The sequence below is a fragment of the Streptomyces iconiensis genome, from assembly GCF_028657195.3.
In the GTDB taxonomy this organism is placed as follows: Bacteria; Actinomycetota; Actinomycetes; order Streptomycetales; family Streptomycetaceae; genus Streptomyces; species Streptomyces iconiensis.
Genome location: NZ_JANCPR020000018.1, coordinates 54,430 through 80,459 on the forward strand (window position 1 = coordinate 54,430; position 26,030 = coordinate 80,459).

22 protein-coding genes and 1 pseudogene are annotated in these 26,030 nt (G+C 70.5%); 16 read left to right on the forward strand and 7 right to left on the reverse strand.

Going from position 1 to position 26,030, the window contains the following annotated elements; genetic code table 11:
* Nucleotides 1-39 precede the first annotated feature (39 nt).
* Nucleotides 40-729 (reverse strand): bifunctional DNA primase/polymerase, encoded by a 690-nt coding sequence (locus tag NMN56_RS19195; protein WP_274046185.1) that lies wholly within the window; start codon nucleotides 727-729, stop codon nucleotides 40-42.
* 318 nt (nucleotides 730-1,047) lie between these two features.
* On the opposite strand from NMN56_RS19195, the gene NMN56_RS19200 reads away from it, so the two are divergent.
* From NMN56_RS19200 to purU, 4 genes are all read left to right on the forward strand, one after another.
* A complete protein-coding gene (locus NMN56_RS19200) occupies nucleotides 1,048-2,439 on the forward strand; it encodes an NsdA family TPR-like regulatory protein (protein ID WP_274046091.1) in 1,392 nt (463 codons plus the stop codon).
* A 226-nt stretch (nucleotides 2,440-2,665) separates the two neighbouring features.
* Nucleotides 2,666-4,840: a hypothetical protein gene (locus NMN56_RS19205; RefSeq protein ID WP_274046092.1), complete on the forward strand. Its 2,175-nt coding sequence runs from the start codon at nucleotides 2,666-2,668 to the stop codon at nucleotides 4,838-4,840.
* A 59-nt stretch (nucleotides 4,841-4,899) separates the two neighbouring features.
* Nucleotides 4,900-5,397 carry an SCO4402 family protein gene (locus NMN56_RS19210; RefSeq protein ID WP_430542644.1) on the forward strand — a complete coding sequence of 166 codons (498 nt, stop codon included), beginning with the start codon at nucleotides 4,900-4,902 and terminating at the stop codon, nucleotides 5,395-5,397.
* Between the two features lie 134 nt (nucleotides 5,398-5,531).
* Nucleotides 5,532-6,431 (forward strand): formyltetrahydrofolate deformylase, encoded by a 900-nt coding sequence (gene purU / locus NMN56_RS19215; RefSeq protein ID WP_274046094.1) that lies wholly within the window; start codon nucleotides 5,532-5,534, stop codon nucleotides 6,429-6,431.
* A gap of 23 nt (nucleotides 6,432-6,454) precedes the next feature.
* On the opposite strand, the gene NMN56_RS19220 is transcribed toward purU, so the two are convergent.
* Nucleotides 6,455-7,801 (reverse strand): zf-HC2 domain-containing protein, encoded by a 1,347-nt coding sequence (locus NMN56_RS19220; protein ID WP_430542638.1) that lies wholly within the window; start codon nucleotides 7,799-7,801, stop codon nucleotides 6,455-6,457.
* Between the two features lie 143 nt (nucleotides 7,802-7,944).
* A pseudogene (locus NMN56_RS19225) lies at nucleotides 7,945-8,496 on the reverse strand (sigma-70 family RNA polymerase sigma factor); the annotation flags it as partial.
* A 373-nt stretch (nucleotides 8,497-8,869) separates the two neighbouring features.
* Between NMN56_RS19225 and NMN56_RS19230 the strand changes: the two are divergent.
* Nucleotides 8,870-9,250 (forward strand): STAS domain-containing protein, encoded by a 381-nt coding sequence (locus NMN56_RS19230; RefSeq protein WP_274046096.1) that lies wholly within the window; start codon nucleotides 8,870-8,872, stop codon nucleotides 9,248-9,250.
* A 99-nt stretch (nucleotides 9,251-9,349) separates the two neighbouring features.
* Here the strand turns inward: NMN56_RS19230 and NMN56_RS19235 are convergent, their stop codons facing one another.
* Nucleotides 9,350-10,912, reverse strand: coding sequence for a class I adenylate-forming enzyme family protein (locus tag NMN56_RS19235; protein ID WP_274046097.1), 1,563 nt, complete (start codon nucleotides 10,910-10,912; stop codon nucleotides 9,350-9,352).
* A gap of 129 nt (nucleotides 10,913-11,041) precedes the next feature.
* Between NMN56_RS19235 and NMN56_RS19240 the strand changes: the two genes are divergently transcribed.
* The 4 genes from NMN56_RS19240 to NMN56_RS19255 all read left to right on the forward strand — a co-directional run bounded on the left by NMN56_RS19240 (nucleotide 11,042) and on the right by NMN56_RS19255 (nucleotide 15,510).
* Nucleotides 11,042-12,268, forward strand: coding sequence for an amidohydrolase family protein (locus NMN56_RS19240; RefSeq protein WP_274046098.1), 1,227 nt, complete (start codon nucleotides 11,042-11,044; stop codon nucleotides 12,266-12,268).
* Nucleotides 12,268-13,440 (forward strand): acyl-CoA dehydrogenase family protein, encoded by a 1,173-nt coding sequence (locus NMN56_RS19245; RefSeq protein ID WP_274046099.1) that lies wholly within the window; start codon nucleotides 12,268-12,270, stop codon nucleotides 13,438-13,440. The genes NMN56_RS19240 and NMN56_RS19245 overlap by 1 nt, the downstream gene beginning before the upstream one ends.
* A 7-nt stretch (nucleotides 13,441-13,447) precedes the next feature.
* The gene (locus tag NMN56_RS19250; protein ID WP_274046100.1) at nucleotides 13,448-14,503 is read left to right on the forward strand and encodes an acyl-CoA dehydrogenase family protein; all 1,056 of its coding nucleotides are present in this window, start codon (nucleotides 13,448-13,450) and stop codon (nucleotides 14,501-14,503) included.
* 431 nt (nucleotides 14,504-14,934) lie between these two features.
* On the forward strand, nucleotides 14,935-15,510 hold the full coding sequence (locus NMN56_RS19255; RefSeq protein WP_274046101.1) for an ATP-binding protein: 576 nt from the start codon (nucleotides 14,935-14,937) through the stop codon (nucleotides 15,508-15,510).
* Between the two features lie 250 nt (nucleotides 15,511-15,760).
* On the opposite strand, the gene NMN56_RS19260 is transcribed toward NMN56_RS19255, so the two are convergent.
* Nucleotides 15,761-16,696, reverse strand: a complete 936-nt coding sequence (locus NMN56_RS19260) for a cyclase family protein (RefSeq protein WP_274046102.1) — start codon at nucleotides 16,694-16,696, stop codon at nucleotides 15,761-15,763.
* 150 nt (nucleotides 16,697-16,846) lie between these two features.
* Here NMN56_RS19260 and NMN56_RS19265 point away from each other — a divergent pair, with 150 nt between their 5' ends.
* From NMN56_RS19265 to NMN56_RS19295, 7 genes are all read left to right on the forward strand, one after another.
* A complete protein-coding gene (locus NMN56_RS19265) occupies nucleotides 16,847-17,758 on the forward strand; it encodes an SDR family oxidoreductase (RefSeq protein ID WP_274046103.1) in 912 nt (303 codons plus the stop codon).
* A 43-nt stretch (nucleotides 17,759-17,801) separates the two neighbouring features.
* Complete coding sequence (locus NMN56_RS19270; RefSeq protein WP_274046104.1) at nucleotides 17,802-19,022, forward strand: acyl-CoA dehydrogenase family protein; 1,221 nt, start codon at nucleotides 17,802-17,804, stop codon at nucleotides 19,020-19,022.
* Nucleotides 19,019-20,494 carry an aldehyde dehydrogenase family protein gene (locus NMN56_RS19275; protein WP_274046105.1) on the forward strand — a complete coding sequence of 492 codons (1,476 nt, stop codon included), beginning with the start codon at nucleotides 19,019-19,021 and terminating at the stop codon, nucleotides 20,492-20,494. The genes NMN56_RS19270 and NMN56_RS19275 overlap by 4 nt, the downstream gene beginning before the upstream one ends.
* A 57-nt stretch (nucleotides 20,495-20,551) precedes the next feature.
* The gene (locus NMN56_RS19280) at nucleotides 20,552-21,619 is read left to right on the forward strand and encodes a Zn-dependent alcohol dehydrogenase (protein WP_274046106.1); all 1,068 of its coding nucleotides are present in this window, start codon (nucleotides 20,552-20,554) and stop codon (nucleotides 21,617-21,619) included.
* Nucleotides 21,620-22,336: 717 nt separating this feature from the next.
* Nucleotides 22,337-22,768, forward strand: a complete 432-nt coding sequence (locus NMN56_RS19285; protein ID WP_274046107.1) for a hypothetical protein — start codon at nucleotides 22,337-22,339, stop codon at nucleotides 22,766-22,768.
* Nucleotides 22,765-23,232: a hypothetical protein gene (locus tag NMN56_RS19290; protein ID WP_274046108.1), complete on the forward strand. Its 468-nt coding sequence runs from the start codon at nucleotides 22,765-22,767 to the stop codon at nucleotides 23,230-23,232. Before NMN56_RS19285 ends, NMN56_RS19290 begins: the two co-directional genes overlap by 4 nt.
* Nucleotides 23,233-23,470: 238 nt before the next feature.
* Nucleotides 23,471-23,719 carry a hypothetical protein gene (locus NMN56_RS19295; RefSeq protein WP_283742497.1) on the forward strand — a complete coding sequence of 83 codons (249 nt, stop codon included), beginning with the start codon at nucleotides 23,471-23,473 and terminating at the stop codon, nucleotides 23,717-23,719.
* A 31-nt stretch (nucleotides 23,720-23,750) separates the two neighbouring features.
* Here the strand turns inward: NMN56_RS19295 and NMN56_RS19300 are convergent, their stop codons facing one another.
* Nucleotides 23,751-24,695, reverse strand: a complete 945-nt coding sequence (locus NMN56_RS19300; protein WP_274046187.1) for a GlxA family transcriptional regulator — start codon at nucleotides 24,693-24,695, stop codon at nucleotides 23,751-23,753.
* Nucleotides 24,696-24,777: 82 nt separating this feature from the next.
* Nucleotides 24,778-25,878: a GlxA family transcriptional regulator gene (locus NMN56_RS19305; protein WP_347178621.1), complete on the reverse strand. Its 1,101-nt coding sequence runs from the start codon at nucleotides 25,876-25,878 to the stop codon at nucleotides 24,778-24,780.
* Between the last annotated feature and the right edge of the window lie 152 nt (nucleotides 25,879-26,030).

A 26,030-nucleotide genomic window follows, 5' to 3' on the forward strand; every position in this document is an offset into this window, starting at 1 on the left:
GGTAGGCCGCAGTCCTGGGCCGGCTGTGACCGCCCGTACTCAGCGCTCCCGGGAGGCGGCGGCCTCGCGACCGCACGCGTAGGCGAGCGCGGGGACCAGTTCGGTGGCGTCCGGCAGCCAGCGGTTGGCCGCCGTCGGCTGGCGTGCCCACTGCACGGAGCCACGTGTGCCGAGCCTGCTGGGCGGCGCCGCCACCCAGTCGCCCTCGCCCCGTGCGGAGAGGTCGATCGAGGTGGGTGACCAGCCGAGCCTGCGTACGGTGTCCGGCACCTTGGCCGTGGCGCCGGGCAGGACGAAGAAGTGCATCCGGCCGTCGGGGGTGAAGGTGACGGGGCCGAGGGACTGCTCCATGCGTTCCAGCCGGGCCAGCGCGAAACAGCCGACGGCCTCGGAGACCTCAAGCGCGTCGAAGGCGCGGCCCGTGGGCAGCAGTACGGAGGCGCGGGGTTCGCTGGTCCACATCCGGCGCGCGGTGTTCGCACTGCCGGTGGCCTCGCCCGCCCAGTCGGAGCTGGTGGGGTGCGCGCCGGGCGCCGCGCAGCCGGAAGCACCGCAGACGCAGCGCGGTACGCCGTCCACCGCCTCAAGCCAGGTACCGGGGAAGACGTCCCAGGCGCGCTCCTGGGCGTAGCGCACCGCGTGTTCGAGTAGGGACTGTGACCGCTGCTGAGGGGAGTGCGCGCTCGTTGTAACTCCACGTGTGACTTCGATGGTGGCTTCCACGACCATCACAACTTTCGCATCCGGCAAGGGTTACGGGGCGCCTGCGGCGCCGGGAGAGGTGCATCGTTACCTCTCCGTCGCCGGAGTAGGCACCCGCCGAGGGAGTACGCACCCGGCGGACGGAGGGACGGGTCACACGGCCGGGGTCAGCCCGCGCGCGGAACGGCGCATGGGTGCATGTGTGGGGGCGCGTGCGCAGACGGGGGGCCTTGGGTGGGTAGATCCCCTCAGGCGCATTGTGCTGTGAAGGGTGGGATTTATACAGAGTCACGGCATATGCGCTGGGCAGTGATCATGCATAGCCTTCATCCAGAGGGGGATCACATGGCCGCGAGGCCGCTCGTCGCGAGGCAGCCCAACGAACGGCTGCAAGCGCTCATCCAGGAAGCCGCGTGCTCGAACGCGGGACTCGCGCGCCGCGTGAACATGTGCGGCGCCGAGCACGGACTGGACCTCCGTTACGACAAGACCTCTGTCGCACGCTGGCTCAGGGGCCAGCAGCCGCGCGGGCGCGCTCCCGGCATCATCGCCGAGGCGCTGGGCCGCAAACTGGGCCGCACGGTCACCATCGACGAGATTGGGATGGCCAACGGCAAGAACCTCGCCTCAGGAGTGGGGCTCCAGTTCGCGCCCACCGTGCTCGGAGCCGTCGAGCAGGTCTGCGAGCTGTGGCGGAGCGACGTGGGGCGCAGGGACTTCCTGACGGGCTCGACGGTCGCGGCCTCCGCGCTGGTCGAGCCCAGCCGCGACTGGCTGATCACCGCGCCCGACACCCAGGTCGCACGCGCCTCGGGCGCCCGCGTGGGCACGGCCGACGTCGAGGCCGTACGCGCCATGACGGAGGCGCTCTCCGAACTGGACCACCGCTACGGCAGCGGGCACATCAGGCCCGTTGTCGTGCACTACCTCAACAGCGTCGTCTCGGGCCTGCTGGCCGGCTCGTACCGCGAACCGGTCGGCCGCGCGCTGTTCGCCGCCGTCGCGCGGCTCACCGAACTCGCCGGCTACATGGCGGTCGACACGGGCCAGCACGGTCTGGCGCAGCGCTACTACATCCAGTCGCTCCGGCTCGCACAGGCCGCCGGAGACCGCGCGTACGGCGGCTATGTGCTCGCCGCGAGCATGAGCCACCTCGCCGCCTCCCTCGGAAACCCGCGTGAGATCGCACAGTTGGCGCGGGCGGCGCAAGAGGGAGCGCGGGGGCATGTGACGCCGCGCGCCGAGGCGATGTTCCACGCTGCCGAGGCGCGGGGGCACGCCCTGATGGGAGACGCGCGGGCCTGTCAGTCGGCGTCCACACGGGCGTTGACGGCGATGGACGCGGCGGACGCCGCCGAGGGCTCGGGCGACGACCCCGTATGGATCGCGCACTTCGACCGCGCCTACCTGGCGGACGAACTGGCGCACTGCCACCGGGACCTGGGGCAGGCGGAGAGCGCGGCGGCACGCGCCGAGGAGGCCGTCGCAGGGCACCCCGAGGGGCGCGCGAGGCGGCGTGCCATCGGGCTGTACCTGCTGGCGAGCGCACAGGTGCAGCAGCGCGAGATCGAGCGGGCCTGCCATACGGGGGCGCAGGCGACCGAGCTGCTGGGCGGGCTGCGTTCGGACCGGGGCGCCGAGTATCTGGACGACTTCCGCCAGCGGCTCGAACCGTACGGAGAGGAGCCCGTGGTCCGCGAGTTCTCGGCCCGCCTGGAACTGGCCGCGGTGGCGTGAGTCCGCGAACCGGCCCGCCCGGGCCGGGTCTGCGAACCGGCGGCCTGGGACGAGTCCGCGAACCGGCCGTAGTGGCGGGAGTCTGCTGCTATATAGGGCCTATATCCCCTTCGCAGGGACATGAGGGGAAGACGGTGTCTCCGTACTCTGGGGGCGTAGTCCCTCGTCCGTGTGAACCGGTAGCGTGAGCCGACGATTCCGTTAGCTATGCGAACGAGGAGTCTCGGTGACAACGCACAACGGACGCGGACAGGACGGGATTTCCGGCACTCCCGGTGACCCTCAGCTGCCCGCGGCCACGACCCCGCGCGAAGGGGTCGTGCTGCCGGCGCACGGTGACCCATGGACTCCCGAACAGCAGCAGCAGGTCCAGGCGGCGCAGGCACAGGTGCAGCCGCCGTCAGGGCAGCCCTGGGGGCAGCCCTGGGGCCCGGGAGCGGCGCCTGGCCCCGTACAGGGCGAACAGGGGCCCGGCGCAACGGACGGCGGACAGGGAGCCGGTGTACCGGGTGGGCCGGGACACGGCGGCCCTGACACGGCGCATCCGGTCGCTCCGGGGCAGCCGCCCGCCGCGTCGCAGCCGTTGCCGCCCGAAGGGGCGCCGGCGCCGCCGCCCCCGCCCCCCGCGCACGCGCCCATGGTGCCGGGAGCCGGGCACGTGCTCCCGCAGCCCGGAACGGACGGCTACGGGCACTCCCGGCCCGGTACGGATGGCTACGGGCACTCCCGGCCCGGTACGGATGGCTACGGGCAGCCGTTGCCTGGTACGGGCGGCTACGGGCAGTCATTTTCCGCGCAGTCGCCACCGCCGCAGTCGCCGCCGCAGTCGCAGCAGCCCGGCATCGGCGGGCCGCCCCCGTCCCAGCCGCTGCCCGGCGGCCCCGGTCCCGGTGGTCAGCTTCCGCCCGGTACGGACGGCTACGGGCAGCCGTTGCCTGGCGCGGGCGGCTACGGGCAGTCATTTTCCGCCCAGCCGCAGCCCGGGGCCGACGCCGCGTACGGACAGCCCGCGCACGGCACACAGGGCCGTCACGCCTTCCCGCCGGCCGGTGCCCACGCACCGGTGCCGCCTGCCGTGCCACCCGCGGCGCCCCCTCCTCCCACGCTGCCTCCCGAGCAGCCGCGGCCTCTCGACTCGGAGTCCACGCAGATGCTCCCGCCGATCACCGGCGAGGGTCCGCAGCACATCGGCATGGCCATGGACGCGGGCCGGGGGCACGGGCAGGGCCCGGGACAGGGACAGCCGGGTTCCGAGGACGGCACGCAACTGCTGCCGCCACAGCCCCCGGCGCCGGCAGCGGGCGCCGACTCCGAGGCGACGCAGTACATAGCCCCGGTCCCCGGGGACTCCGAGGCGACGCAGTACATGGCGCCGGTCACGGGCGAAGCTGAGGCGACGCTGCTGCGCACCCCGCTGCCCTCCGAGGGCGACGCCGGCGGCGGCACCGGCGCGCACGGGCAGGGCGCTCCCGGACAGGGCGCTCCCGGCCAGGGGGCGCCGGGGCAGGGCGCTACGGGGCCTGGCACGCCGCCTCCTGGTGAGCGGCAGCCGCTTCCCGAGTTCGAGAATCTCTTCAGGGCGGAGCCTTCCTCGCGCGACGAGCCCGACGACTCCCCGGGCTCCACCCAGAGCCTGCCGGTCTTCAACCAGGCGGCGGCGCAGCAGCACGAGCGCCAGCAGCAGCCGGGCTTCACCGGGGCCCAGGGCTTCGACCAGTACGAGCCGCAGGGCAGGGCCGCGCGGCGGGGCGCCGAGCGCGCGCGGAGCCGCAGACGCGTGCCGCCCGGGCTGTTGATCGGCGCGGGTCTCGCGGGGGTCGCCGTGATCGGCGTCCTGGTGGGTATCGGCCTCTCCGGCGGCGACGACACGAGCCCCACGGCGAACAAGAAGGACGCCTCCACGGCGCCCGCCGGGCACGAGGAGTCCTCGCCCCCGGCGTCCGATCCGGCCGAGGAGCAGGCCAAGAAGCTCGACGCACTTCTCGCCGACAGCAACAACAGCCGCTCCGCCGTTGTCAGTTCGGTGGAGCGGATCAAGTCCTGCAAGATGCTCGGCAAGGCGGCGACGGACCTGCGGGCCGCGGCGCGGCAGCGCACCGGTCTGGTGAAGCGGCTGGGCGAGCTGAAGACGGACAAGATCCCCAACAGCGCCTCGCTCAACTCCGCGCTCGCCCAGGCATGGAAGTCCTCCGCCTCTGCCGACAACCACTACGCGGGCTGGGCCGACCAGACGGCCAAGAAGCACGGCTGCCACAAGGGCAAGGCCAGGGGCACCGGCAAGGCCGTGGCGGGCAACCGTGCGAGCGGCGCCGCGACGGCGGCCAAGAAGAAGGCGGCACAGCTGTGGAACCCGACGGCACAGAAGTACAGCTTGACGAAACGGCAGTTCAGCGAGCTGTGACCGGGGGAGCCGACGGGGCAGCGGCGGGTACCGGCATCGGGAACGTATGGTCGATGACCATGCAGCAAGGTTCCGTGAAGTCTTCCCGCCGTGGGCGTCGTTCCACCACCATGGACGGCATGCCTGTCAATGACGTGCCCTGGTGGCGCTGGCGCAGCAATGTGCGCTCGGCGCTTCACATGCTCTCCGACCCGGCCTTCCAACAGGAGTGCTGGCTGACCGGCCGCCCCGGATACGGCGATGTCACCGACGCCGTCTACCGCCTCGTCGAGGACACGTGGCTGGACAACTGGTCGGCGGAGAAATACGTCGGCACGATCTTCAGGGACACGCAGGAGGCCGCGCTCGTGGACGCCGCCGTGCTGCGCGTGCTGCGGATCATGCACCAGGTGGGTGCCGATGCCCCGGTCGCCTCGTACATGGAGCACCAGTCGTGGCCCGACGCCGTACGGGCCGCGCGGGAGGCCCATGTGTACCTGGCCGCGAACGACGGCGAGGACCCGGACGAGGCCCCGCGCTCGCTGGACGTACTGGCGATCATGCTGCGGACGGTGTGACGGCGGCCGGTGTGACGCCGCCGGGTGGTGTGGACACGGGCGGTGCGACGGCCGCTTCGTGGCGCCGGACCGTATGACGCCGGGCGTCGCCGTGCGGAGCGGGGCACTGGTCCGGATATGCCAGTCTTGAGTTCATGAGCCAGTCGCACCCCGCCCCCGTCGCCGCTGCCGAATCCGAGCAGACGGGGCAATTCGTACTCACCCTCTCCTGCCCGGACAAGCAGGGCATTGTGCATGCCGTGTCGAGCTACTTGTTCATGACCGGCTGCAACATCGAGGACAGTCAGCAGTTCGGGGATCACGACACCGGCCTCTTCTTCATGCGCGTGCACTTCACGGGCGGCACCACGGTGGACAAGCTGCGGGCCAGCTTCTCCGCCGTGGGCGACTCCTTCCGCATGGACTGGCAGATCCACAGGGCCGAGGAGAAGATGCGCGTCGTCCTCATGGTCAGCAAGTTCGGGCACTGCCTCAACGACCTGCTCTTCCGCTCGCGGATCGGCGCGCTCCCCGTGGAGATCGCCGCGGTGGTCTCCAACCACACCGACTTCGCCGAACTGGCCGCCTCCTACGACGTTCCGTTCCACCACATCCCGGTGAAAAAGGGCACGGAGAACTCCAAGGAGGAGGCGGAGGCGCGGCTGCTCCGGCTCGTCGAGGACGAGCGGGTCGAACTCGTCGTCCTGGCACGCTACATGCAGGTTCTTTCCGACAACCTGTGCAAGCAGCTCTCGGGCCGGATCATCAACATCCACCACTCCTTCCTGCCGAGCTTCAAGGGCGCCAAGCCCTACCACCAGGCACACGTGCGCGGCGTCAAGCTGATCGGCGCCACGGCGCACTACGTGACGGCCGATCTCGACGAGGGCCCGATCATCGAGCAGGAGGTCGAGCGGGTGGGCCACGAGGTGACCCCCGAGCAGCTCGTCGCGGTCGGCCGCGACGTGGAGTGCCAGGCGCTCGCACGCGCCGTGAAGTGGCACAGCGAGCACCGCGTACTGCTCAACGGCCAGCGCACCGTGGTCTTCACCTGACCCGGCGCGTTCCCCCGGCCGCCCTACAGGCGGGAGAGCGAGGCGGCGGCGAACAGTACGTCCCGGATCGCCTCTCTGTCGCCGTCCTGGCCGGCCGCCGCGTCCTGTGGCGGTACGTGTCCCGCGGCCAACTGGCAGAACTCCAGCCCGTCCAGCGCCACATGGGCGACTTCCTCCTCCGGCGAGGCATCGGCGCCCGGTGAGTCCAGCGGGATGTACCAGTGGCCGCCTCCGCTGCCCTCCACCTCCAGGTGGAGTGTCCGTCCCGGCGCACCGGCGGCGGCCAGCTTCCGGGGCGGAGGCGCGAGGCCCGCGCGGCGGCGGCCCGCGATGGTGCCGGGGAGCTGGCGGGCCGCGAGGTCGACCAGCAGGTTGAGGTGCCCGGCTGCGGGTGGCCCGTAGGGATAGTCCACGGCGTCCGCGATGTCCTCGGCGTGCATCCAGCACTCGAAGGCGCGGTCGAGGAAGGCGTCGTGCAGGGGCAGGTCGAACTCCCCGTAGGAGACCCGGAAGTCCGCCGTGTCACCCTCGGCGAAGGAGACGTGACGGATCATCGCGTGGCCCTGGTCGCGCCACAGCTCGCGCGCCGCCGCCGTGTGGTGCTCGCCGGGATCGAGCGCCCAGAACGCCTCCGTACGCGCGACAGGGCCCTGAACGACGTCGCCGGGGAAGATCTCGCCGGGGAAGGCGGCGGCACCCCGTGCCTCGCCGGGTGAACGCCGCGCGGGACCGCCTGGTCCCTCCCCGTGGCGGAGCGGGTCGGGCAGCCCGAGTACGGGCGCGACCAGTCCGTCGACAGCGAACAGGTGGCCGATGACCCCGGCGACCGTCGTGTCCCGTTCGGCCTCGCGCTCCCCGTCGAACCAGCGCAGCCGCACCGGAGCACGCCATTCCGCGTCCGCCATGTCACGCAGCAGCGCGTCGAGCCGCGCGGTCTCCGCGTCGTAGGGCGCGGCCCAGTCCGGCACCGGGATGCGGGGCGGGCGCCGTACCAGGCAGCCTTCCAGCACGCGTGTGCGCAGCATCGGATCCAGGTCGAGGCTGTCCTCGGCGTGCAGCAGGCCCACCGCGTCCCGCAGCCGCAGTGCCTCCTCCGCGCAGGTGGCGCAGTCCGTGAGGTGCGCCTCGACGGCGGCCGTCTCCTCGGCGGAGCAGGCGGCCAGTGCCCACGCGCCGAGCAGCGACTTGAGGACCTTGTGGTCGAGCCCACCGGGACCGGGCGCGCCGTGCCCGTATCCGGCGGGCGTGGGCGGGGGTGCGGGCGGCTCGCCTCCTGGGGCTGCGGGCATGGGCGGGCCTGTGGGCATGGGCGGGGGTGCGGGCACGCCGGGCTCGTCCGGGTTCGGGGGCGGCCCCGGTGGGGCGCTCACTGACGGCGCTCCAGGCCGTGCGCGGTGCCCACGCCGCCATGTGCCGAGCCCAGGCCGTGCGAAAGGCCCACACCGCCCGAGGAGCCTGCGCCGCCGCCCGAGGAGCCTGCGCCGTCTGAGGAGCCCGCGCCGTCGACCTCCGGGGGTGGCGGGGCGGTGGGCTGTGTCATGGCGGAGGAGAGCAGTTGGAGCCCCAGCCGCAGCCGTCGCCGGGCCTCGTCCTCGGTGACGCCGAGCCGCTCGGCGGTCTGGCGGTAGTCCCTGCGCTGGAAGTACGCGAGTTCCAGCGCGGCACGCAAAGAGGCGGGCATCGAGGTCACGATGTAGTCGGCGCGCGCCGCTGTGGAGGCCGCGCGGACCTTCTCCTCGACCAGCTCGGCCTGTTCGGGCGAGTACGGGCCGTGGCCCCGCTGCCGCCGGCGCAGCCTGCCGGTGGCGATCCGCTGGGTCAGCGCGGCGATCCAGGAGCGCATCGGACCCTCGCGGGGATCGAAGGCGTGCGGGTTCTCCCAGACGTACGAGAAGACCTCGCGAGTGGCGGCGTCGGCGGCCTCGTCGTCGTCGAGTACCCGGTGGGCCAGGCTGTGGACCAGGGAGGCGAAGCGGTCGTACAGCTCACCGAGCGCAGCCGCCTCGCCCCGGGCGAGGCGCTGCTGCATCTTCCGGTCCCAGCGCGGTGATGTGTCATTCGCCATGGTGCTCCCCGGCCCTCGGCGCCGCTCGATTCCGTTTTCCGTGGTGGGAGCCCGGTCCGCTGCCGGAACTCCCGTCCTTGTTACGCCCGTCAACACCTCGAATGTAATGCGAGGGGCTGGCAACGCATGCCCCTTTGCGGCAATGTGCGCTCCGACGTGGTTGCTGATGGTGGTTATTCCGTCACAGGCTGCTTGATTCTGTGGGGAGTTGTGGGGGCGGAGCGGCCTGAGCTGCGGAAGTTATGGGGGCGTGACCAGAGGTTTCGGGAGGTACGACCTGGTGACGACATAAGGTCGTTCCTGGGGACCAGTTTCGGCAGGGGCCGGCCGGGCAGCCGAGTGCTGTAGGCGAACGACGAAGGGGTTGCGGGGCGTGTCGTTGAAGGTGCTGGAGGAGGAGCGGGGTGAGTGGGCCGTGCTCCGGGTCTCCGGCGAGCTGGACCTGGTCACCTCGCCCGCGGTACGGCAGCACGTCCATGACGCGGTGGCCGAGGGGCGGCACAGTCTGGTGCTCGACCTGTCGGACGTCCTGTTCTGCGACTCCAGCGGCGTGGGCGTCCTGATCGCCTCGCGGCGGCTGATGCGCTCGTGTGCGGGGCGGCTGCGGCTGATCCTGCCGGCGCAGGGAGCCGTGGACGGCTCGCACGTCAACCGTGTGCTGGCGGCGCTGGGCGTGCGCCGGCTCTTCGACTGCTACCCCGACCTGGACGCCGCCACGTCCTCCCACGCCGCCACCGGCCCGCTCACGGCCTGAGCACGCACAAGCCCGCACGCGGCCTGGGCAGGCGGTGCGCTCGGTGCGTACCGGTGAGCGTGCGGTGGGCCTGTGGCCGTCCGTGGTCCGCCTTTCCGGTCACGCGAAACGCTCCCTGAGCTTGTACTTGAGCACCTTCCGCAGCGCCTCGTTACGCGGCAGCGCGCTCACGACCTCCAGCTGCTCGGGCAGCTTGTACGTGGCCAGTCCCTCCGCCCGCAGGTACGTGGTCAGCTCCTCCAGCGTGACGTCAGGAGCGCCCTCCGGCTGCTCGACGACCGCGCAGACGCGTTCCCCACGCTCCCGGTCAGGCAGGCCGATGACGGCGGCGTCGCCGACGGCGGGGTGCTCGTAGAGCAGTTGCTCGATCTCCTTGGCCGAGATGTTCTCGCCCTTGCGGATGATGATGTCCTTGGTGCGCCCCGTCAGCACCAGGTGGCCGCTCTCCAGGAGGCGCCCCAGGTCGCCGGTGATGAGGAAGCCGTCGCAGTCGAATGCCTCCGCCGTCTGCGCGTCGTCGAGGTAGCCCTTGCACACGGCCTCTCCGCGCAGCCTGACCTCGCCCTCCGTACCGGCGGGCAGTGGCTTGCCGTCGGGCTCGGTGATCCGTATCTCCATCGCCTCGGGGGGCCGGCCCTCCGAGGTCGCCAGGTGCTCCGGGGTGTCGTCGGGGGCGCCCATCGTGATCATCGGGGCCTCGGTCATCCCGTAGCCGTGGGTGAGCTGGCAGCCCAGCTCGGCGACGACCTCGTGGTACAGCTCCGCGGGTTTGGCCGCGCCGCCGCCCGCGAGAAGGCGCAGGGTGGGGATGAGCGGGGCGCCGGGGCGCTTGCGCTGCTCGGTGAGGAACATCGAGTAGAACGCCGTTGAGCCGCCCGCCGTGGTCACTCCGTGCCGCCTGTAGCCGTCCAGTGCGCCGGGCATCGCGAACTTCTCGAAGAGCACGGCGGGGAACCCGTAGAGCAAAAGCATCACCAAGTAGTCGGGTCCGCCGATGTGCGCGTAGGGGAAGGCGATCGAGCCGACGTCGTCGGTACGCAGGTGCAGCGCGTGTGCCAGGCAGGAGCCTCCCGCGATGAGGCTGCGGTCGGTATGGCGCACACCGCGCGGATCGGAGGTCGTACCGGACGTCCAGTAGACCCATCGCACTTCGGTACCGTCCTCGGGCGCCGGTGGCAGCAGCGCCGGGTCGCCGTCCGGCAGCGCGTCGTACGCGGTCAGTGCGCGTGGCTCCAGGTCGAGGTCCCCGGTGATCCGCGCCGCCATCTCCCCGTAGTCGAACCCGCGCCACTGTCCCGGGTGCGCGTAGTAGGCGGCGCCGGTCGCGCGCAGGGCGAGCGTCACCTCGCGGTCGCGGTAGACGGGGATGACGGGGGTCTGGCGGACGCCGAGGCGCGCCAGGGCGAGCGAGAGGACCACGGTCTCGATACGGGTGGGCAGTTGCCAGGCGACGGTGTCCCCAGGGGCCACACCCAGCGCGTGCAGCCCGGCTGCCACGCGCTCGGCGCGGTCGCGCAGCCCGCCGAAGGTGAGCGTTCTGTCGTCGGCGGGGTCGTCGGCCGCCTGGATCAGCACGGGTGCGCCGGGGCTGAGAGCGGCCCGGCGTGCGACCAGCTCCCACAGGGTGCGCGATGCGCCGAGTGCGTGTGCGGTACCGGACATGCCGTCCTCCCGAGCTGACGTCCCGTCAGATTGTGCGGGAAGCGTAGGCCGCTACGCCTTGTCGGTCCAGAGGTCGCGGGGCTAGCCTCTATCTGACGGGTCATCAGATATGGGTGAGGGGATACTCCGGTGACGGAACTACCGCGCATCATCAGCGTCGACGACCATGTGATCGAGCCCGCGCACCTCTTCGAGACCTGGCTGCCGAAGAAGTACCGCGACCGCGGTCCGCAGCCGCTCACCGCCGGGATCGGCGAGCTGGAGTACGTCGGCGGCAAGTACCAGATCACCATGGACCCCGACGGGCCGCCGACCGACTGGTGGATCTACGAGGACCTGAAGTTCCCGTACAAGCGCAACATCGCAGCCGTCGGCTTCGACCGCGACGACATGACGCTCGAAGGCATCACCCGCGCGGAGATGCGGCGCGGCTGCTGGGACCCGAAGGAACGCCTCAGGGACATGGAGGCCAACCATGTGGAGGGCTCCCTGTGCTTCCCCACCTTCCCCCGCTTCTGCGGCCAGACCTTCGCCGAAGCGCACGACAAGGAGGTCGCGCTCGCCTGCGTGCGCGCCTACAACGACTGGATGGTCGAGGAGTGGTGCGGTGACAGCGGGGGGCGCCTGATCCCGCTGTGCATCATGCCCCTGTGGGACATCGACCTGGCCGTCGCCGAGGTACGGCGCAACGCGGCGCGTGGCGTGCGTGCGGTCACCTTCAGCGAGATCCCGACCCACCTGGGGCTGCCCAGCATCCACTCCGGCTACTGGGACCCCTTCTTCGCCGTATGCGAGGAGACGGGAACCGTCGTCAACATGCACATCGGTTCCTCGTCCCAGATGCCGGCCGCGTCCCCCGACGCACCGCCGGCCGTCCAGGCCGCGCTGTCCTTCAACAACGCCATGGCCTCCATGATGGACTTCCTCTTCAGCGGCGTATTGGTGAAGTTCCCCCGCCTCAAACTCGCCTACAGCGAGGGCCAGATGGGCTGGATCCCGTACGCGCTGGAGCGCGCGGACGACGTGTGGGAGGAACACCGCGCCTGGGGCGGCGTACGCGACCTGATCCCGGAACCGCCGTCCACGTACTACTACAGGCAGATCTTCTGCTGCTTCTTCCGTGACAAGCACGGTGTCTCGGCGCTGGATTCGGTCGGGCGCGACAACGCCACCTTCGAGACCGACTACCCGCACGTCGACTCGACCTTCCCGCACACCAAGGAGGTCGCTCTCGACCACGTCAAGGGCCTGGACGACGAGACGGTCTACAAGTTGATGCGCGGCAACGCCATCCGCATGCTCGGCCTGGACCTCGACCGCACCCTGGAGCAGTACCAGGCAGCCCGGGCCCGCTGATGGACCTGGGACACACACAGGAGGAAGAGGACTTCCGCAGGAGGCTGCGCACATGGCTCGCAGAGGTGCTGCCAGAACTGCCGCCCCGCCCGGACCCGCTGGACTGGCCCGGGCGCCGCGCCTACGACATGGGCTGGCAGCGGATGCTCCACGACGCCGGATACGCAGGGCTGCACTGGCCCGAGGACGCCGGCGGCGGGGGCGCCACACCCACCCAGCACCTGATCTACCTGGAGGAGACCGAACGCGCCGACGCGCCCTACGTAGGCGCCGGCTTCGTCGGACAGCTGCACGCGGGACCGACCATCGCGGCAGAGGGCACGCCCGCACAGCGCCGCCGCTGGCTGCCGCCCATCCTGCGCGGTGACGAGGTGTGGTGCCAGGGCTTCAGCGAACCCGGCGCCGGCTCCGACCTGGCGTCGCTCCGTACGCGCGCCGTGCGCGACGGTGACGACTACGTGGTCACCGGTTCGAAGATCTGGACCTCGCACGCCGAGGTCGCCGACTGGTGCGAACTCCTCGTACGCACCGACCCGCAGGCGCCCCGGCACCGTGGCATCACCTGGCTCGCGATGCCCATGGACGCGCCCGGCATCACCGTACGGCCCCTGCGCACGCTGGCGGGCTCGACAGAGTTCGCCGAGGTCTTCCTCGACGAGGTGCGCGTACCGGTCGGCAACAGGGTGGGCAAGGAGAACGACGGCTGGCGCGTCACCATGGTCACCCTCTCCTTCGAGCGGGGCACGGCGTTCGTCGGCGAAGTGATCGCCTGCCAGCGCGTGCTGCGCTCCCTGGCGCGCACGGCGCGGGACAACGGGCGCTGGGACGACCCCGTGCTGCGCCGCAGACTGGGGCGGCTCCAGGCCGAGTTCACCGCGCTGTGGCGGCTCACCCAGTGGAACGTCAGCGAGGCCGAGCACTCCCTGCGCCGGGGCGGTACGGGAGTGCCCGGCGTCGGCGGCTCCGTCTTCAAGCTGCGCTTCTCCGACGCGCGCCAGGAGCTGTACGAGGCGGCTGCGCAGGTGCTGGGCGCCTGTGGCTCCCTGGACGCCGACCACGCGTGGACACAGGAGCGGCTCTCCTCGCTCTCGTACACCATCGCGGCGGGCACCTCACAGATCCAGCGGAACATCGTCGCCGAGCGCATCCTCGGCCTGCCGAAAGGACGGTGAACCGGGCGTGGACTTCCGGCTCTCCGAGGACCAGGAGGCGCTGCGACGCGGCATGCGCGAACTACTGGAGGCCCGTTTCGACCATGAAGCGCTCCGGCACGGCGCCGAAGCGGAGTCCCAGGGCGCCGCGCTGGACGCGGGACTGTGGAAGGAGCTGGGCGAGGCGGGGCTGTTCGCGCTCCGGTTGTCAGAACAGGAGGGCGGTGTCGGGCTGGGGCTGCCCGAGGCCGTACTCGTCTTCGAGGAGGCGGGGCGCGCGCTGCTGCCGGGGCCGCTGGTCGCGAGTCACCTGGCGGCCGGTCTCGTGCCGGGCGCCGCGGACGGTTCCGTGATCGTCACGGCGCTCGACCTGGAGGCCCGTACGCCCGTCGAGCATCTGTCCTCCTCCGCGCGCGTTCTCGTTCTCGGCACGACGGTGAGCGCCCTGGCGCCGGGCACGCTCACGGTGCGCCCGATGCGCTCGGTCGACCCCCTCTCGCCGCTGCACGCGGTGGCGGAGGAGGACGAGCGCGCGGACGGGGAGGAGGTGCGCGAGCACGAGGACGAGCACCGGGAGGAGGACAGGAAGGGCCGGAAGGCCGGGGTGTACGGGAAGGCCGGGGTCGAGGAGCGGGCGGGCGCAGGCAGGGAATCACTGCAGGCCGATCCCGTGCGCCTGCGGCGTGAGGCCATGCTGCTCACGGCCGCGCAGCAGCTCGGCAGCGCGGGCAGGACGCTCGACATGGCCGTCGCCCATGCCCGTACGCGCGAGCAGTTCGGGCAGCCGATCGGTGCCTTCCAGGCGGTGAAGCACCTCTGCGCCGGGATGCTGGTCCGTTTGGAAACATCCAGAAGTGTGGTTTACGCCGCCTCGGTCACCGAAGACGAGAGTGAGGCACTCGCCGCCAAGCTCCTCGCCGACGAGGCCGCGGTGGCCAACGCGCGGGACTGTCTGCAAGTGCACGGTGGGATGGGCTTCACCTGGGAGGCCGAGGTGCACCTCCATCTGAAGCGGGCGTGGTTGCGTGCCGAACAGTGGGGAACGGCAGGGGCTGCTGAGGACAAATTGGCAGCAGCGCTCTAAACGCCGTTTCGCCGGATGATGTCCAAATTCATCCGGGTAATGCGGTGTTGCTTGATTACGCTGCGTTGATATTGCCTCGTTTCCATGAAGTGACCACCTGGAGCGGTAGAAGGCATTCCGCTCGGGTACGCTCCGTCGGGTGCGCGTACGAGATGAGTCTTCCGAGATGGTCGGCCAAGGGCCGGGGCGAGGTCTGCCGACCCCCGTTGACCATGGAACAAAGGGTGTCCAGGAGGTTCGCTCGATGCCGTTCGAGTCCCCGCTCCGGGCGTCGCACAGTATGCCGTGCGTTTACTCCTTTGCGCCGGAATATGCCTGAAGCGCTTGTTGTCGTCACGGCGAGTCAATCATGCTGTTCCTCGCCGAAGTCACAGTCCGTGACTTCATCAAAACGCGAGGCGATGTGTCCGCCAGTTCGGATGGTGTGAGCGGTGCAGGTGCTTCAGGAGCAGTTGGAGATCGGACCGGATCCGACGGAGGTGGCGCGCGCCCGTAGGTGGGCGAGGTCCCGTCTCGCGGGTGCCGGTGTGGACGCGGACGAGTCGCTCGCCGAGACACTGATTCTGTTGATCTCGGAACTTGTCACCAACGCGGTTGTGCACACAGGTTGTCCGGCTGTGCTGTGCATGCTTCTGCCGCGGCAGCGGGGCCAGGGCGGCCAGTACGGCCCCGCGGGCCCCGTGCGGGTCGAGGTCGCGGATGCCAGCAGCCGTCCCCCGCACCGGCGCCAGGCGGAGGGCGAGGACACCAACGGACGCGGCCTGGAACTCGTTTCGGGGCTCGCCGATCGCTGGGGCTGGGAGCGCGAGGCCGGCGGCAAGCGCGTGTGGTGCGAGCTGGACACGACGCCCCGGACCCCGGCCACCGGCCATGAGTTCGGCCCCGGCGCGAGCGGCCGTACGACCGGCATGGGCGCCCGTCCGGGCATGGGTCAGGCGCTGGGCCCGGACGTCTCCTGCGGTGCGCCCCTGTTGCCCGAGGCGCTGAGGCTGGGCGCGTTCGGCTGAACACGCGCCGGGCAAAACGGTCAAAGCCCCCAAAGTCCAGACCAGGTGTTGACGTGCCGTGCGGGGTTGATCACCCTTGGGTGGAGCGATTCGTCGCGAGGGGACGCCGAGAAGCCTGAGGTTGCTTGGCGAGTGCGGGTCGTGGTCCGGTGTCGGCCTCCATCGAGAGGCAGGGCCTGAACGCCGGAGCCGGGTGGCGGTCGCTGTGCCGTGCTCGGGGTGTGCATTCGCGCACCGCCACCCGTGGGGACTACAGGACCGCGACCGGTGCCACTGGGGCTCCCGTTCCGCCGGTGAAGGGTTCGGGCGGGGCGCTCAGCAGGAACTCGTAGCGGCGTTCCTCGGCGCAGGTCTCGGACAGTTCCTCCAGGTTCCAGTTCTGGCCCTGGAGCATGCCCATCTCGACGAGGTCGAGGGCGTGTACGGGCATCCACAGGTCTTCGATCTCGGGCGGGAAGATCTCGAAGGTCAGGGTGTCGTTGGCGACGGCCGCCACATCCCGGGTGTGGAACCACTCGGGGGTGCGCAGGGACAGGCCGGGGGACGGGTACGCGTACGCGTGTTTGTCGCCCGAGAGGTACTGCCGTATCTGCCCGGTGCGGACGAGCACGATGTCGCCGGGGCGTACGCGTGTGCCACTGAACTCCTCGGCGGCGTCCAGGTCTTCGGGAGTCACGGCGTGGTCGCCCGCCAGGGACTCCGCGCCGCGTGCCCGCGCCACGTCCAGGAGGACGCCGCGTGAGACCAGAGGCCGGGTCTTCTCGATGCCGCTGTAGGCGGCGCCGCCGTGCGCGGTCACGGTGTCGGCCGGGCGGCCGTTGTAGATCTTGCCCGCGTGCGAGACGTGGGTGAGGCCGTCCCAGTGGGTCGCCGCCTGGAGCCCCATGGTGACCGCGTCGTCGCTGGTCGCGACGGTGCCGGGGCCGAACAGCTCCAGATTGAGCGCGACCATGGTGTGCAGCGGGTTCACCCGCCCCGCGATCATGCCGGTCTGGACGCCGTCCTGCTGGAGCGGTAGCGCGAGGGGTACGCGGCGGCCGGTGCGTACCGTCGCCGCGGCGGCGCGCACCACTTCGTCGGTCACCAGGTTGAGGGTGCCGATCTCGTCCTCCTGGCCCCAACGCCCCCAGTTGTTCACGCGCTTGGCGATGTCGCGGAACTCCGGGTTGTCCGCCGGCAGCGTCATCTGTCCTCCCAGGTATGTCCGAACCGGCGTGCCGCCCACGGCTCTTGTCGTCGGGCCTTGCCGGCGGTCTCTTGTCTGTGGGTCTTGTGTTCGTGCGGTGCCTGCTCAAGAATCTAACGGTCCGTCAGAAAACGCGGGAAGGGGCGCGACGTGGGGAACTTCTTGTCAGGCAAGGTGGTCGCCGTGACCGGCGCCGGACGCGGCATCGGCCGCGCCGTCGCACTGGCCTGCGCAGCCGAGGGCGCGAAGGTCGTCGTCAACGACTACGGCGTCTCCATCGAGGGCGGCACCCCCGAGAGCGAGATCGCCGAGGCCGTGGTGAAGGAGATCGTGGCGGCGGGCGGCGAGGCCGTCGCCGTCGCGGACGACGTCTCCACCATGGACGGCGGCCAGCGCGTCGTGGACACGGCGCTGACCAGGTACGGCCGTGTCGACGGTGTTGTGTGCGTCGCCGGAATCCTGCGCGAACGCATGCTCTTCAACATGAGCGAGGAGGAGTGGGACCCCGTCGTCGCCACCCACCTCAAGGGCACCTTCACCCTCTTCCGCGCCGCCAGCGCGGTCATGCGCAAACAGAAGACCGGCACCCTCATCGGCTTCACCAGCGGCAACCACCAGGGTTCGGTCGCACAGGCCAACTACGCCTCCGCCAAGGGCGGCATCATCTCCCTCGTCCGCAGCGCCGCACTCGGCCTGCACAAGTACGGCGTCACGGCCAACGCCGTCGCACCCGTCGCGCGCACCCGGATGTCCGCCAACGTCCCCATGGAACTCAAGGAGATCGGCGAACCCGAGGACGTCGCGCCCCTCGTCGTCTACCTGCTGAGCGACCGCGCAAAGGAACAGGAGATCACCGGGCAGGTCTACACCGTCGCAGGGCCCAAGATCGCCGTGTGGGCGCAGCCCCGCGAGCTGCGGGCCGCCTACGCGGAGGGCTCCTGGACCCCCGAGCGGATCGCCGACTTCCTCCCCGGCACCGTCGGGACGGACCCGATGCCGATGCTGGAGCGGCTCAAGGAGATGACGGAGGCCGCTGCCAGGAAGGACAGGCCCAACGCGTGACCCCGGCAGGCGGCACGCCCCGCACCGCGGGAGAGGAGGACGCGTGGACTTCAGCTTCACCCCCGAGGACGAGGACTTCCGTGCCGCCGCGCGCGCCTGGCTGAAGGCGCATCTCGTCGGCGAGTACGCCGAGGCCGCCGGTCAGGGCCGCCCCGGCAGCGAACACGAGGCCGGCCCCGTGCGCCACCGCTGGGAGCGCGAACTCGGCCGCTCCGGCTGGATCGGCATCGGCTGGGACCGCACCCACGGCGCCTACGGCAACAGGGAAGCCACCCTCACCCAACAGGTCGTCTGGGCCGAGGAGTACGCCCGTGCGGGGGCGCCGGGGCGCGTCGGCCACATCGGCGAGAACCTCCTGGCTCCCACCCTCCTCGCCTATGGCACCGACGCACAGCGCCACCGCTTCCTGCCTCCCGTCGCCCGCGGCGAGGAACTGTGGTGCCAGGGCTACAGCGAACCCGGCGCCGGGTCCGACCTCGCCGCCGTACGCACCGCAGCCGTACGGGACGGGACAGACGGCGGGACCTACCGCATCACCGGCCAGAAGATCTGGACCTCCCTCGCACACGAGGCGGACTGGTGTTTCGTGCTCGCCCGCACGGAGCCGGGCTCCGTAGGGCACAGAGGGCTCTCCTTTCTGCTGGTGCCGATGGACCAGCCCGGGCGCGTGGACGTGCGGCCCATCCGGCAGATGTCGGGGACGGAGGAGTTCAACGAGGTCTTCTTCGACGGCGCCCGCGCCGAGGCCGCTCACCGCGTCGGCGCCGAGGGCGACGGCTGGCGGGTGGCCACGGGCCTGCTCGCGCTGGAGCGCGGCGTCTCCACGCTCGTCCAGCAGATCGGCTTCGCCGCCGAACTGGACGAGGTCGTGCGCCTCGCCTTGCACACCGGCGCGGCCGACCGCGACCCCGTACTGCGCGACCAGCTCGTGCGCGCCTGGGCCGAGTTGAGGACCATGCGATGGAACGCCCTTCGCACCCTCGGCGGCCCGGGCGGCCGGACCGAAGAGGGAGCACCCAGCGTCGCCAAGCTGCTGTGGGGCGGCTGGCACCAGCGGCTGGGCGAACTGGCGATGCGGGTGCGCGGTGCCACCGCCGCACTCGGACCGGAGGACTGGTCCCCCCAGCGCCCCTATGAACTCGACGCGCTGCAACGTCTGTTCCTCTTCACCCGCTCCGACACCGTCTACGGCGGCTCGGACGAAATCCAGCGCAACATCCTCGCCCAGCGGGTGCTGGGCCTGCCGAGAGAGGCACGTACGTGACGACGGAAGCGAAGACCTACCGGCACTGGATCGACGGATCCTGGCGCCGGCCGGAAAACGGCCACTACGAGGTCATCAATCCCGCGACCGAGGAACCCGTGGGGCGGGCCCCCGAGGGTGGCAGCCTGGACGTCGACGCCGCCGTACGCGCGGCGCGTACCGCCCAGGAGGAGTGGTCGCGCACCGATCCGCAGGAGCGCTCCAGAGTGCTGGACCGGATCGCGGAACTCCTCACCGAACGCGGACCGGAGCTGGTACCACTGCTCCAGGCCGAGACCGGGGCCACCCTCAAGGTCGCGCGCGGGATGCAGATGCCCACCGCGGCCGACCGCTTCCGCCGCTACGCGCGCGGCGCGCTGGAACCGGACACCGTGCCGCTCGCCCCCCAGCCCGTCCGGGCGAGCGCGCTGGCGCCCGGCGGACTGATCGGTGCGGCGGCGGTGCGCCGTCCCATGGGTGTCGTCGGATGCATCACCTCCTACAACTTCCCTGTTGTGAACCTCGCGGGCAAGATCGCGCCCGCGCTCGCCATGGGTAACGCCGTCGTGTGCAAACCCGCGCCCCAAGACCCCTTGGCCTGCCTGGAGTTGGGCCCAATCCTCCAGGAAGCCGGGCTCCCCGACGGGCTCTACAACGTCGTCACCGGGTCCGGCGCCGCGACGGGGGAAGCCCTCGTCGCGCACCCGGACATCGACATGATCAGCTTTACGGGCTCCACCTCCGTAGGAAAGAAGATCGCTGAAACGGCCGGCCGGACCATGAAGCGCACCCTCATGGAACTGGGCGGAAAGGGTGCGGCATTGGTGCTGGACGATGCGGGCGACAGCATCCGCAAAGCAGCACTGGGCTCGGTCGCCTCGACCTGGGCCTTTCACAGCGGCCAGATCTGTACGGCGCCGACGCGCGTGCTCGTACACCGCTCGCACTACGACGAGTTCGTGACTGCCCTGTCACAGTACGCTTCCGCACTGACACTCGGCGATCCCACGAAAGAGCGAACCGTGGTCGGCCCCGTCATCTCCGCAGCTCAGCGCGACCGGGTCGAGGCGTATGTCGAGGGCGCCCGTGAGCAGGGCGCGAAGATCGTGGTCGGCGGTGAGCGTCCGGACGAGCCCCGCGGTTTCTATGTCGCTCCCACGCTGATCACCGACGTCACCCCCGACATGACCGTGGCCCGCGAGGAACTGTTCGGACCCGTCGTCGTAGCCCTGCCGTTCGAGGATGAGGACGAGGCCGTGCGGATCGCCAACAGCACGCCGTACGGGCTCTACGACTACGTCTTCAGCGGCGATGCCGGCCGCGCCTGGCGGCTCGCCAGCCGGCTGCGCAGCGGGAACGTCGGCATCAACACCGTCCAGCGGCACCCGGAGACACCGTTCGGTGGCTTCAAGGAGTCCGGAGTCGGGCGGGACGGCGGTTCCTTCGGGCTGCACGCGTACAGCGAACTCCAGTCCGTCGTCTGGCCGTCGTGAGCCACCGCCGCCGGGCCCAGCAGGGCCCGGCGGCCATGAGGGAGTGAGGGAAGTGCCATGAGAGGCGTGATCCTGGAGGGCGAGCGGGCTCAGGTCGTCGATGACCTGGAGGTCCGCGCGCCCGGACCCGGCGAGGTGCTCGTCGGCATACGCGCTGCGGGCCTGTGCCACAGCGATCTTTCCGTGATCGACGGGACGATTCCGTTCCCGCGCCCCGTCGTCCTCGGACACGAGGGCGCCGGCGTGGTCGAGGCGGTGGGCGAGGGGGTCGGGCACGTGGTGCCCGGCGACCATGTGGCGCTCTCCACGATCGCCAACTGCGGGGCGTGCGCGGAGTGCGCGCGTGGGCGCCCGACCATGTGCCGCAAGGCGATCGGCAGGCCGGACCGGCCGTTCTCGCGTGGTGGGAGCACGCTGTACAACTTCGCCTCCAACTCCGCATTCGCCGAGCGCACCGTGGTCAAGGCCGTACAGGCGACCAAGATCCCCGAAGACATCCCATTCCCTTCGGCGGCACTCATCGGCTGCGGTGTTCTGACGGGCGTCGGCGCCGTACTGAACAGGGCGAAGGTCGACCAGGGCGAGACGGTCGTGGTGATCGGCGTGGGCGGCATCGGCCTCAACGTCCTCCAGGGCGCGCGGATCGCGGGCGCCTCCACGATCGTCGCCGTGGACGCCAACCCCGAGAAGGGTGACGTGGCACGGCGGTTCGGCGCCACTCATTTCGTCGACGCCTCCGCCGTGAGCGACACCGTGGCCGCCGTCAAGGAGATCCTGCCCGACGGGGCCGACCACACCTTCGAATGCGTGGGCAGCACCGCGCTCGTACGGCAGGCCATCGACCTGCTCGACCGGCATGGGCAGGCGGTGCTGCTGGGCATGCCCGCCGCCGACGCGGAGGCGTCGTTCCTCCCTGCCGCGATGTTCCTCGACAAGTCGATACTCGGCTGCCGCTACGGCTCCTCGCAGCCGCCGCGCGACATCGCCCTCTACGCGAGCCTCTACCGAGAGGGGAGGCTCATGCTGGACGAACTGGTCACCGAGGTCTATCCGATCGAGGACTTCGACAAGGCGGCGGACGACGCGCACCACGGGCGCGTGGCCCGGGGGGTGCTTACGTTCTAGGCTGCGCTCGCCTCTGCGAGGGGCCGGATGGGTACCCCGCCCCGGGGTGTGCCCCCGGGGCGGGGCGTGCCGACTACTAGGGCGTTGCTGTGGCTCGTGGACGAGGTCACTGACCTGGTGACGACCGTCCCGACGGTCAGGGTGCCGTGGCCGACGTGGACGCGGCGCCCCTCGCCCGCGCTGCGGGAAGCCGCGCGCCTCTTTTGCGACGCCGCGCGGCGTCACGTTGCGGGTCCCAGGCCCATGCTGACTGGACTGGCAGGGAGCCGGCCGACGTTCGCCGCCCGCTTCCGCCTGCGCTGTCCGGGCGCCACCTCGGTGACCTCGGCGTCAACGCGCGGTAGAGGCCGCGGGGTTGGCCGCCCTCCGGAAATCGGCCGCGAACCGCTGCCAGGAGTTGTCCGCGGACCAGCGCCGGTGCTGCTTGCAGCCCGTGCGCCAACGGTTGTTCCGGTCGCGGAGATTCCGTGAGGGTACGTCTGCGAGGCCCGTACGCCATTCCGGTGAGCGTTCGCGGAAACGGGGAATTGCCTCGGGCCGGCGCTTCGGGTCCGTTCAATCGCGGCCCATTCAGGGCAGTTTCGGGCCTCGCCGAAAGTCCTGGTCTGCCCCTGGGGCGCCCTGCATCCTGTTTCTGCCGCGTCCGTTGCGGGATTCCGGGATGCGGGGGGTGCGTGCCGACCTCGACCCGTGGCACGACAAAGGGGGAACCACTGTATGCGCACATCAGGAAATGCGGTGGCTTGTGCCTGCGCCGTACTGGTCGCGAGCGGCGGCCTGACGGCGAGCGCCACCGCTGCCTACGCCGGGGGCGTTACGCAGACGGCGGCACCGAAGGCGTCGACCACGTGTGAGGCATTCCAGAAGCCGTACGCGAGGTGCGCATCACCTTCCAAGGGGCGTACGCAGGGTGCCTACATGGACAAGGGTGACAAGGTCGACATCGTCGACCGGTACCGGAACGGCCGGTCGACGAAGGTGGTGCTCCACGTCAAGGGGAGCGGAAAAGCCTATTTCTCCAGCAACGGCAAGCAGCACAGGGTCATCGGGAACCGCTACACGGAAGGCAAGAAGGTGCGTATCAAGGTGTGCACCTCGTTCAGCAAGAAGGCCAAGTGCTCTGACTGGAGCGGCTGGGGGGCCACATGAAGCACCGCACACACCGACACGGGAAGGCCGTCGCAGCCGCCTGCGCCTTGGCCATCACCACAGGTGGGCTCGCCGCTGCCGCGGGGACAGCCTCCGCCGATACGCCCACGCCCCGTCGCGCCGCTGCGGTGCCGCTCGCGGAAGTGAAGAAGACGAAGTGCTACACCCGCTCGGACTCAGACATCACAGCCGGCTGCGCCTCCTCGAAGAAGAACCGGACGTTCACCTGGTTCGACACCGACGGGGACGACATCGGGATCGTGGATCGCTACCGCAATGGGCGTTCCACGAAAGTCAGGCTCAAGGTCGAGGGGTACAAGGTCAGGAATTACAGCAGCAAGGGCAAGAGTCTGAGGGTCGTCGACGCAAACTTCAAGGAGAACAGGGAGGTTCGCATCAAGGTGTGCACCTCATTCAGCAAGAAGGCCAAGTGCTCCGGTTGGAGTGACTGGGACTGGACCTGATCGCGGGGCAAAGGGAGTTCATCGGAATTCCTGCCGACGGGAGACGCCATCCATGAATGTACACAGGAATCGCATTGCAGTGGCTTGCGCGAGCGTGCTCATTGCGCCCGCACTCGCTGCGCTGCCTGCGGTCGCGGATTCGGGCAACGGGGCGAAGCCGGCACCGCACTTGAAGAAGACCACGTGCGAGCCCGTGATGGTCGAGCCGGCCGCGTACTGCCGTAGCTCGAAGCGGAACGTGACGCAAGTGACGTACATCGACAAGGGCGACAGGATCAAGATCCTTGACAAGTACAACAACGACCGCTGGACAAAGGCGGTCGTCCATGTCAAAGGTCACTCGGTGAAGAAGCTCAGCAGCAAGGGAAAGAAGCACCGGGTCGTCGAAGGCCACTACCCCGAAGAGCGGTCGATCCGGGTCAAGGTCTGCACCTCATGGACGAAGAAGGCCAAGTGCAGCGGGTGGTCACGCTACTTCGCGACCTGAGGCGCGGGGTGCCGACTACTGGTGGCACCGCTCAGGCAGCCGCCGTACGTTCCGTCTCCGCGCGGAACGTACGGCGGTACGCGCGCGGGGAGACGCCGAGGGCCGCGTGCAGGTGCTGGCGCAGGGAGGCGGCCGTGCCGAAGCCGGCGTCCGCTGCTACCCGATCGACCGGCAGGTCCGTCTCCTCCAGCAGGTGTCTGGCCCGCTCGATGCGCTGCTGCGTCAGCCAGCGCAGGGGCGTGATGCCTACTTCTTCGCGGAAGCGGCGGGTGAAGGTGCGGACGCTCATGGTTTCTTGTGCGGCCAGTTGGCTGAGGGTGAGGGGGTGTTCGAGGTGGTTGAGTGCCCAGGAGCGTGCTGTGGCGGTGGAGGCGAGGCCGGGTGGGGGTACGGGGTGGCGGATGAACTGGGCCTGGCCGCCGTCCCTGTGGGGTGGCACGACCGTGCGGCGCGCCACTTCGTTCGCCACGGCCGAGCCGTGGTCGCACCGGATCATGTGCAGGCACAGATCTATGCCTGCGGCCTCTCCCGCGGAGGTCAGCACGGAACCCTCGTCCACGTAGAGCACGTCCGGGTCGAGGCGCACCTGCGGGTAGAGCGCGCGGAAGCTGTCGGTCGACATCCAGTGTGTGGTGGCCCGCTTCCCGTTCAGCAGGCCGGCGGCGGCGACCAGGAAGGCGCCCGTGCAGATGGAAGCGATCCGGGTGTGCTGGCCGACCCGGTCGAGCGCTGAGCGGAGGGGGCCAGGGAGCGTCCCCGTGGTCTCCGTCTCGTCAGGTTCGTGGGTCGCCGGAACGATGACGGTGTCCGCCTCTGCCAGTGCCTCGGGGCCGTGCGCCACATGGATGGGGAAGTCGGCGTCCGTACGCACGGCGCCGGGCTCCACGGCGCAGGTGACGATCTCGTAGAGAAGCTCGCCCTCCGGGGTCTGCGCGCGGCCGAACACCTGGTGGGCGAGGCCGAGTTCCATGGGCATCACACCGTGCCGTACCAGCACGGCCACCTTGTGCCTACGGGGGTGTGTGAAGACCTGTGGTGTCGCGTTCACGGCCGCCTCCTCAGAGTTGTGTGGCGGTTTCGGCGAAGTGACCGGCGGTACGGGCAGTACCGGCTTTCACGTCTGTGTCTGTGTCCGTGCCCGCGTCTGTGCCTGAGACCGTGCCCGCGCCTGGGACCGTGCCCGCGCGGAACGTACGCCTGTAGGCGCTCGGTGAGACGCCCAGGCTCGCCTGGAAGTGCATACGGAAGGTGGCTGCCGAGCCGAAACCGGAGCGCTGGGCGATCTGGTCGACGGACAGGTCGGACTCCTCCAGGAGCGTGCGGGCCCGCTCGGTGCGCTGCTGGGTGAGCCACTGCTGTGGGCTGATGCCTACTTCTTCGCGGAAGCGGCGGGTGAAGGTGCGGACGCTCATGGTTTCTTGTGCGGCCAGTTGGCTGAGGGTGAGGGGGTGTTCGAGGTGGTTGAGTGCCCAGGAGCGTGCTGTGGCGGTGGAGGCGAGGCCGGGTGGGGGTACGGGGTGGCGGATGAACTGGGCCTGGCCGCCGTCCCTGTGGGGTGGCACGACCGTGCGGCGCGCCACTTCGTTCGCAACGGCCGAGCCGTGGTCCTTGCGCACCATGTGCAGGCACAGATCCACACCGGACGCGATGCCGGCCGAGGTCAGCACGGAACCCTCGTCCACGTAGAGCACCTCGGGGTCGAGCCTGACGTCCGGAAAGAGGCGCTGGAAGCGACCACTTGAGCGCCAGTGCGTTGTGGCCCGTTTTCCGTCCAGGAGCCCGGCTGAGGCCAGCACGAAGGCACCCGTGCAGATGGAGGCGATGCGGGTGCCTGGCCGGATGCGCGCGAAGGCGTCCATGAGGCCGGCGTTCAGTTCGCCGCACAAGTAGGGCTCGTCGCGCTCGTGGGCCGCGGGCACGATCACGGTGTCCGCCTCGGCCAGTGCCTCGGGGCCGTGCGCCACGTTGATCGTGAAGTCCCCGTCCGTTCGGATCTCGCCGGGCTCGGTAGCGCAGGTCACCACCTCGTACAGCGGCTCTTCCGACGCGGAACGTGCCTTGCCCATCAGGCAGTGCGGGATGCCCAGCTCGATCGGCAGCAGACCATGACGCACGAGTACGGCGACCTTGTGGAGCCCCGGGCGGGTGAAAGCGGTCATGGCCCGATCCTCGCACATAGTGACCTTCAGGCCACTCGTTCGGTGAGGGCTCGCAACGGAAGCTGGTCCGCGTGACTCAGACGCTCCCCTCACAGCCGCCTTCAGAGGGCGACGCCCCTCAGTCGGCCTCCCCGGAAGATTCCCCTCAGCCG

Excerpts from the sequence above, each read along its gene's own strand:
- NMN56_RS19195 (WP_274046185.1), bottom strand. The coding sequence starts at position 729 with ATGGTCGTGGAAGCCACCATCGAAGTCACACGTGGAGTTACAACGAGC.
- NMN56_RS19200 (WP_274046091.1), top strand. The coding sequence starts at position 1,048 with ATGGCCGCGAGGCCGCTCGTCGCGAGGCAGCCCAACGAACGGCTGCAA.
- NMN56_RS19210 (WP_430542644.1), top strand. The coding sequence starts at position 4,900 with ATGCAGCAAGGTTCCGTGAAGTCTTCCCGCCGTGGGCGTCGTTCCACC.
- purU (WP_274046094.1), top strand. The coding sequence starts at position 5,532 with ATGAGCCAGTCGCACCCCGCCCCCGTCGCCGCTGCCGAATCCGAGCAG.
- NMN56_RS19235 (WP_274046097.1), bottom strand. The coding sequence starts at position 10,912 with ATGTCCGGTACCGCACACGCACTCGGCGCATCGCGCACCCTGTGGGAG.
- NMN56_RS19245 (WP_274046099.1), top strand. The coding sequence starts at position 12,268 with ATGGACCTGGGACACACACAGGAGGAAGAGGACTTCCGCAGGAGGCTG.
- NMN56_RS19260 (WP_274046102.1), bottom strand. The coding sequence starts at position 16,696 with ATGACGCTGCCGGCGGACAACCCGGAGTTCCGCGACATCGCCAAGCGC.
- NMN56_RS19280 (WP_274046106.1), top strand. The coding sequence starts at position 20,552 with ATGAGAGGCGTGATCCTGGAGGGCGAGCGGGCTCAGGTCGTCGATGAC.
- NMN56_RS19285 (WP_274046107.1), top strand. The coding sequence starts at position 22,337 with ATGCGCACATCAGGAAATGCGGTGGCTTGTGCCTGCGCCGTACTGGTC.
- NMN56_RS19290 (WP_274046108.1), top strand. The coding sequence starts at position 22,765 with ATGAAGCACCGCACACACCGACACGGGAAGGCCGTCGCAGCCGCCTGC.
- NMN56_RS19300 (WP_274046187.1), bottom strand. The coding sequence starts at position 24,695 with ATGCCCATGGAACTCGGCCTCGCCCACCAGGTGTTCGGCCGCGCGCAG.
- NMN56_RS19305 (WP_347178621.1), bottom strand. The coding sequence starts at position 25,878 with ATGACCGCTTTCACCCGCCCGGGGCTCCACAAGGTCGCCGTACTCGTG.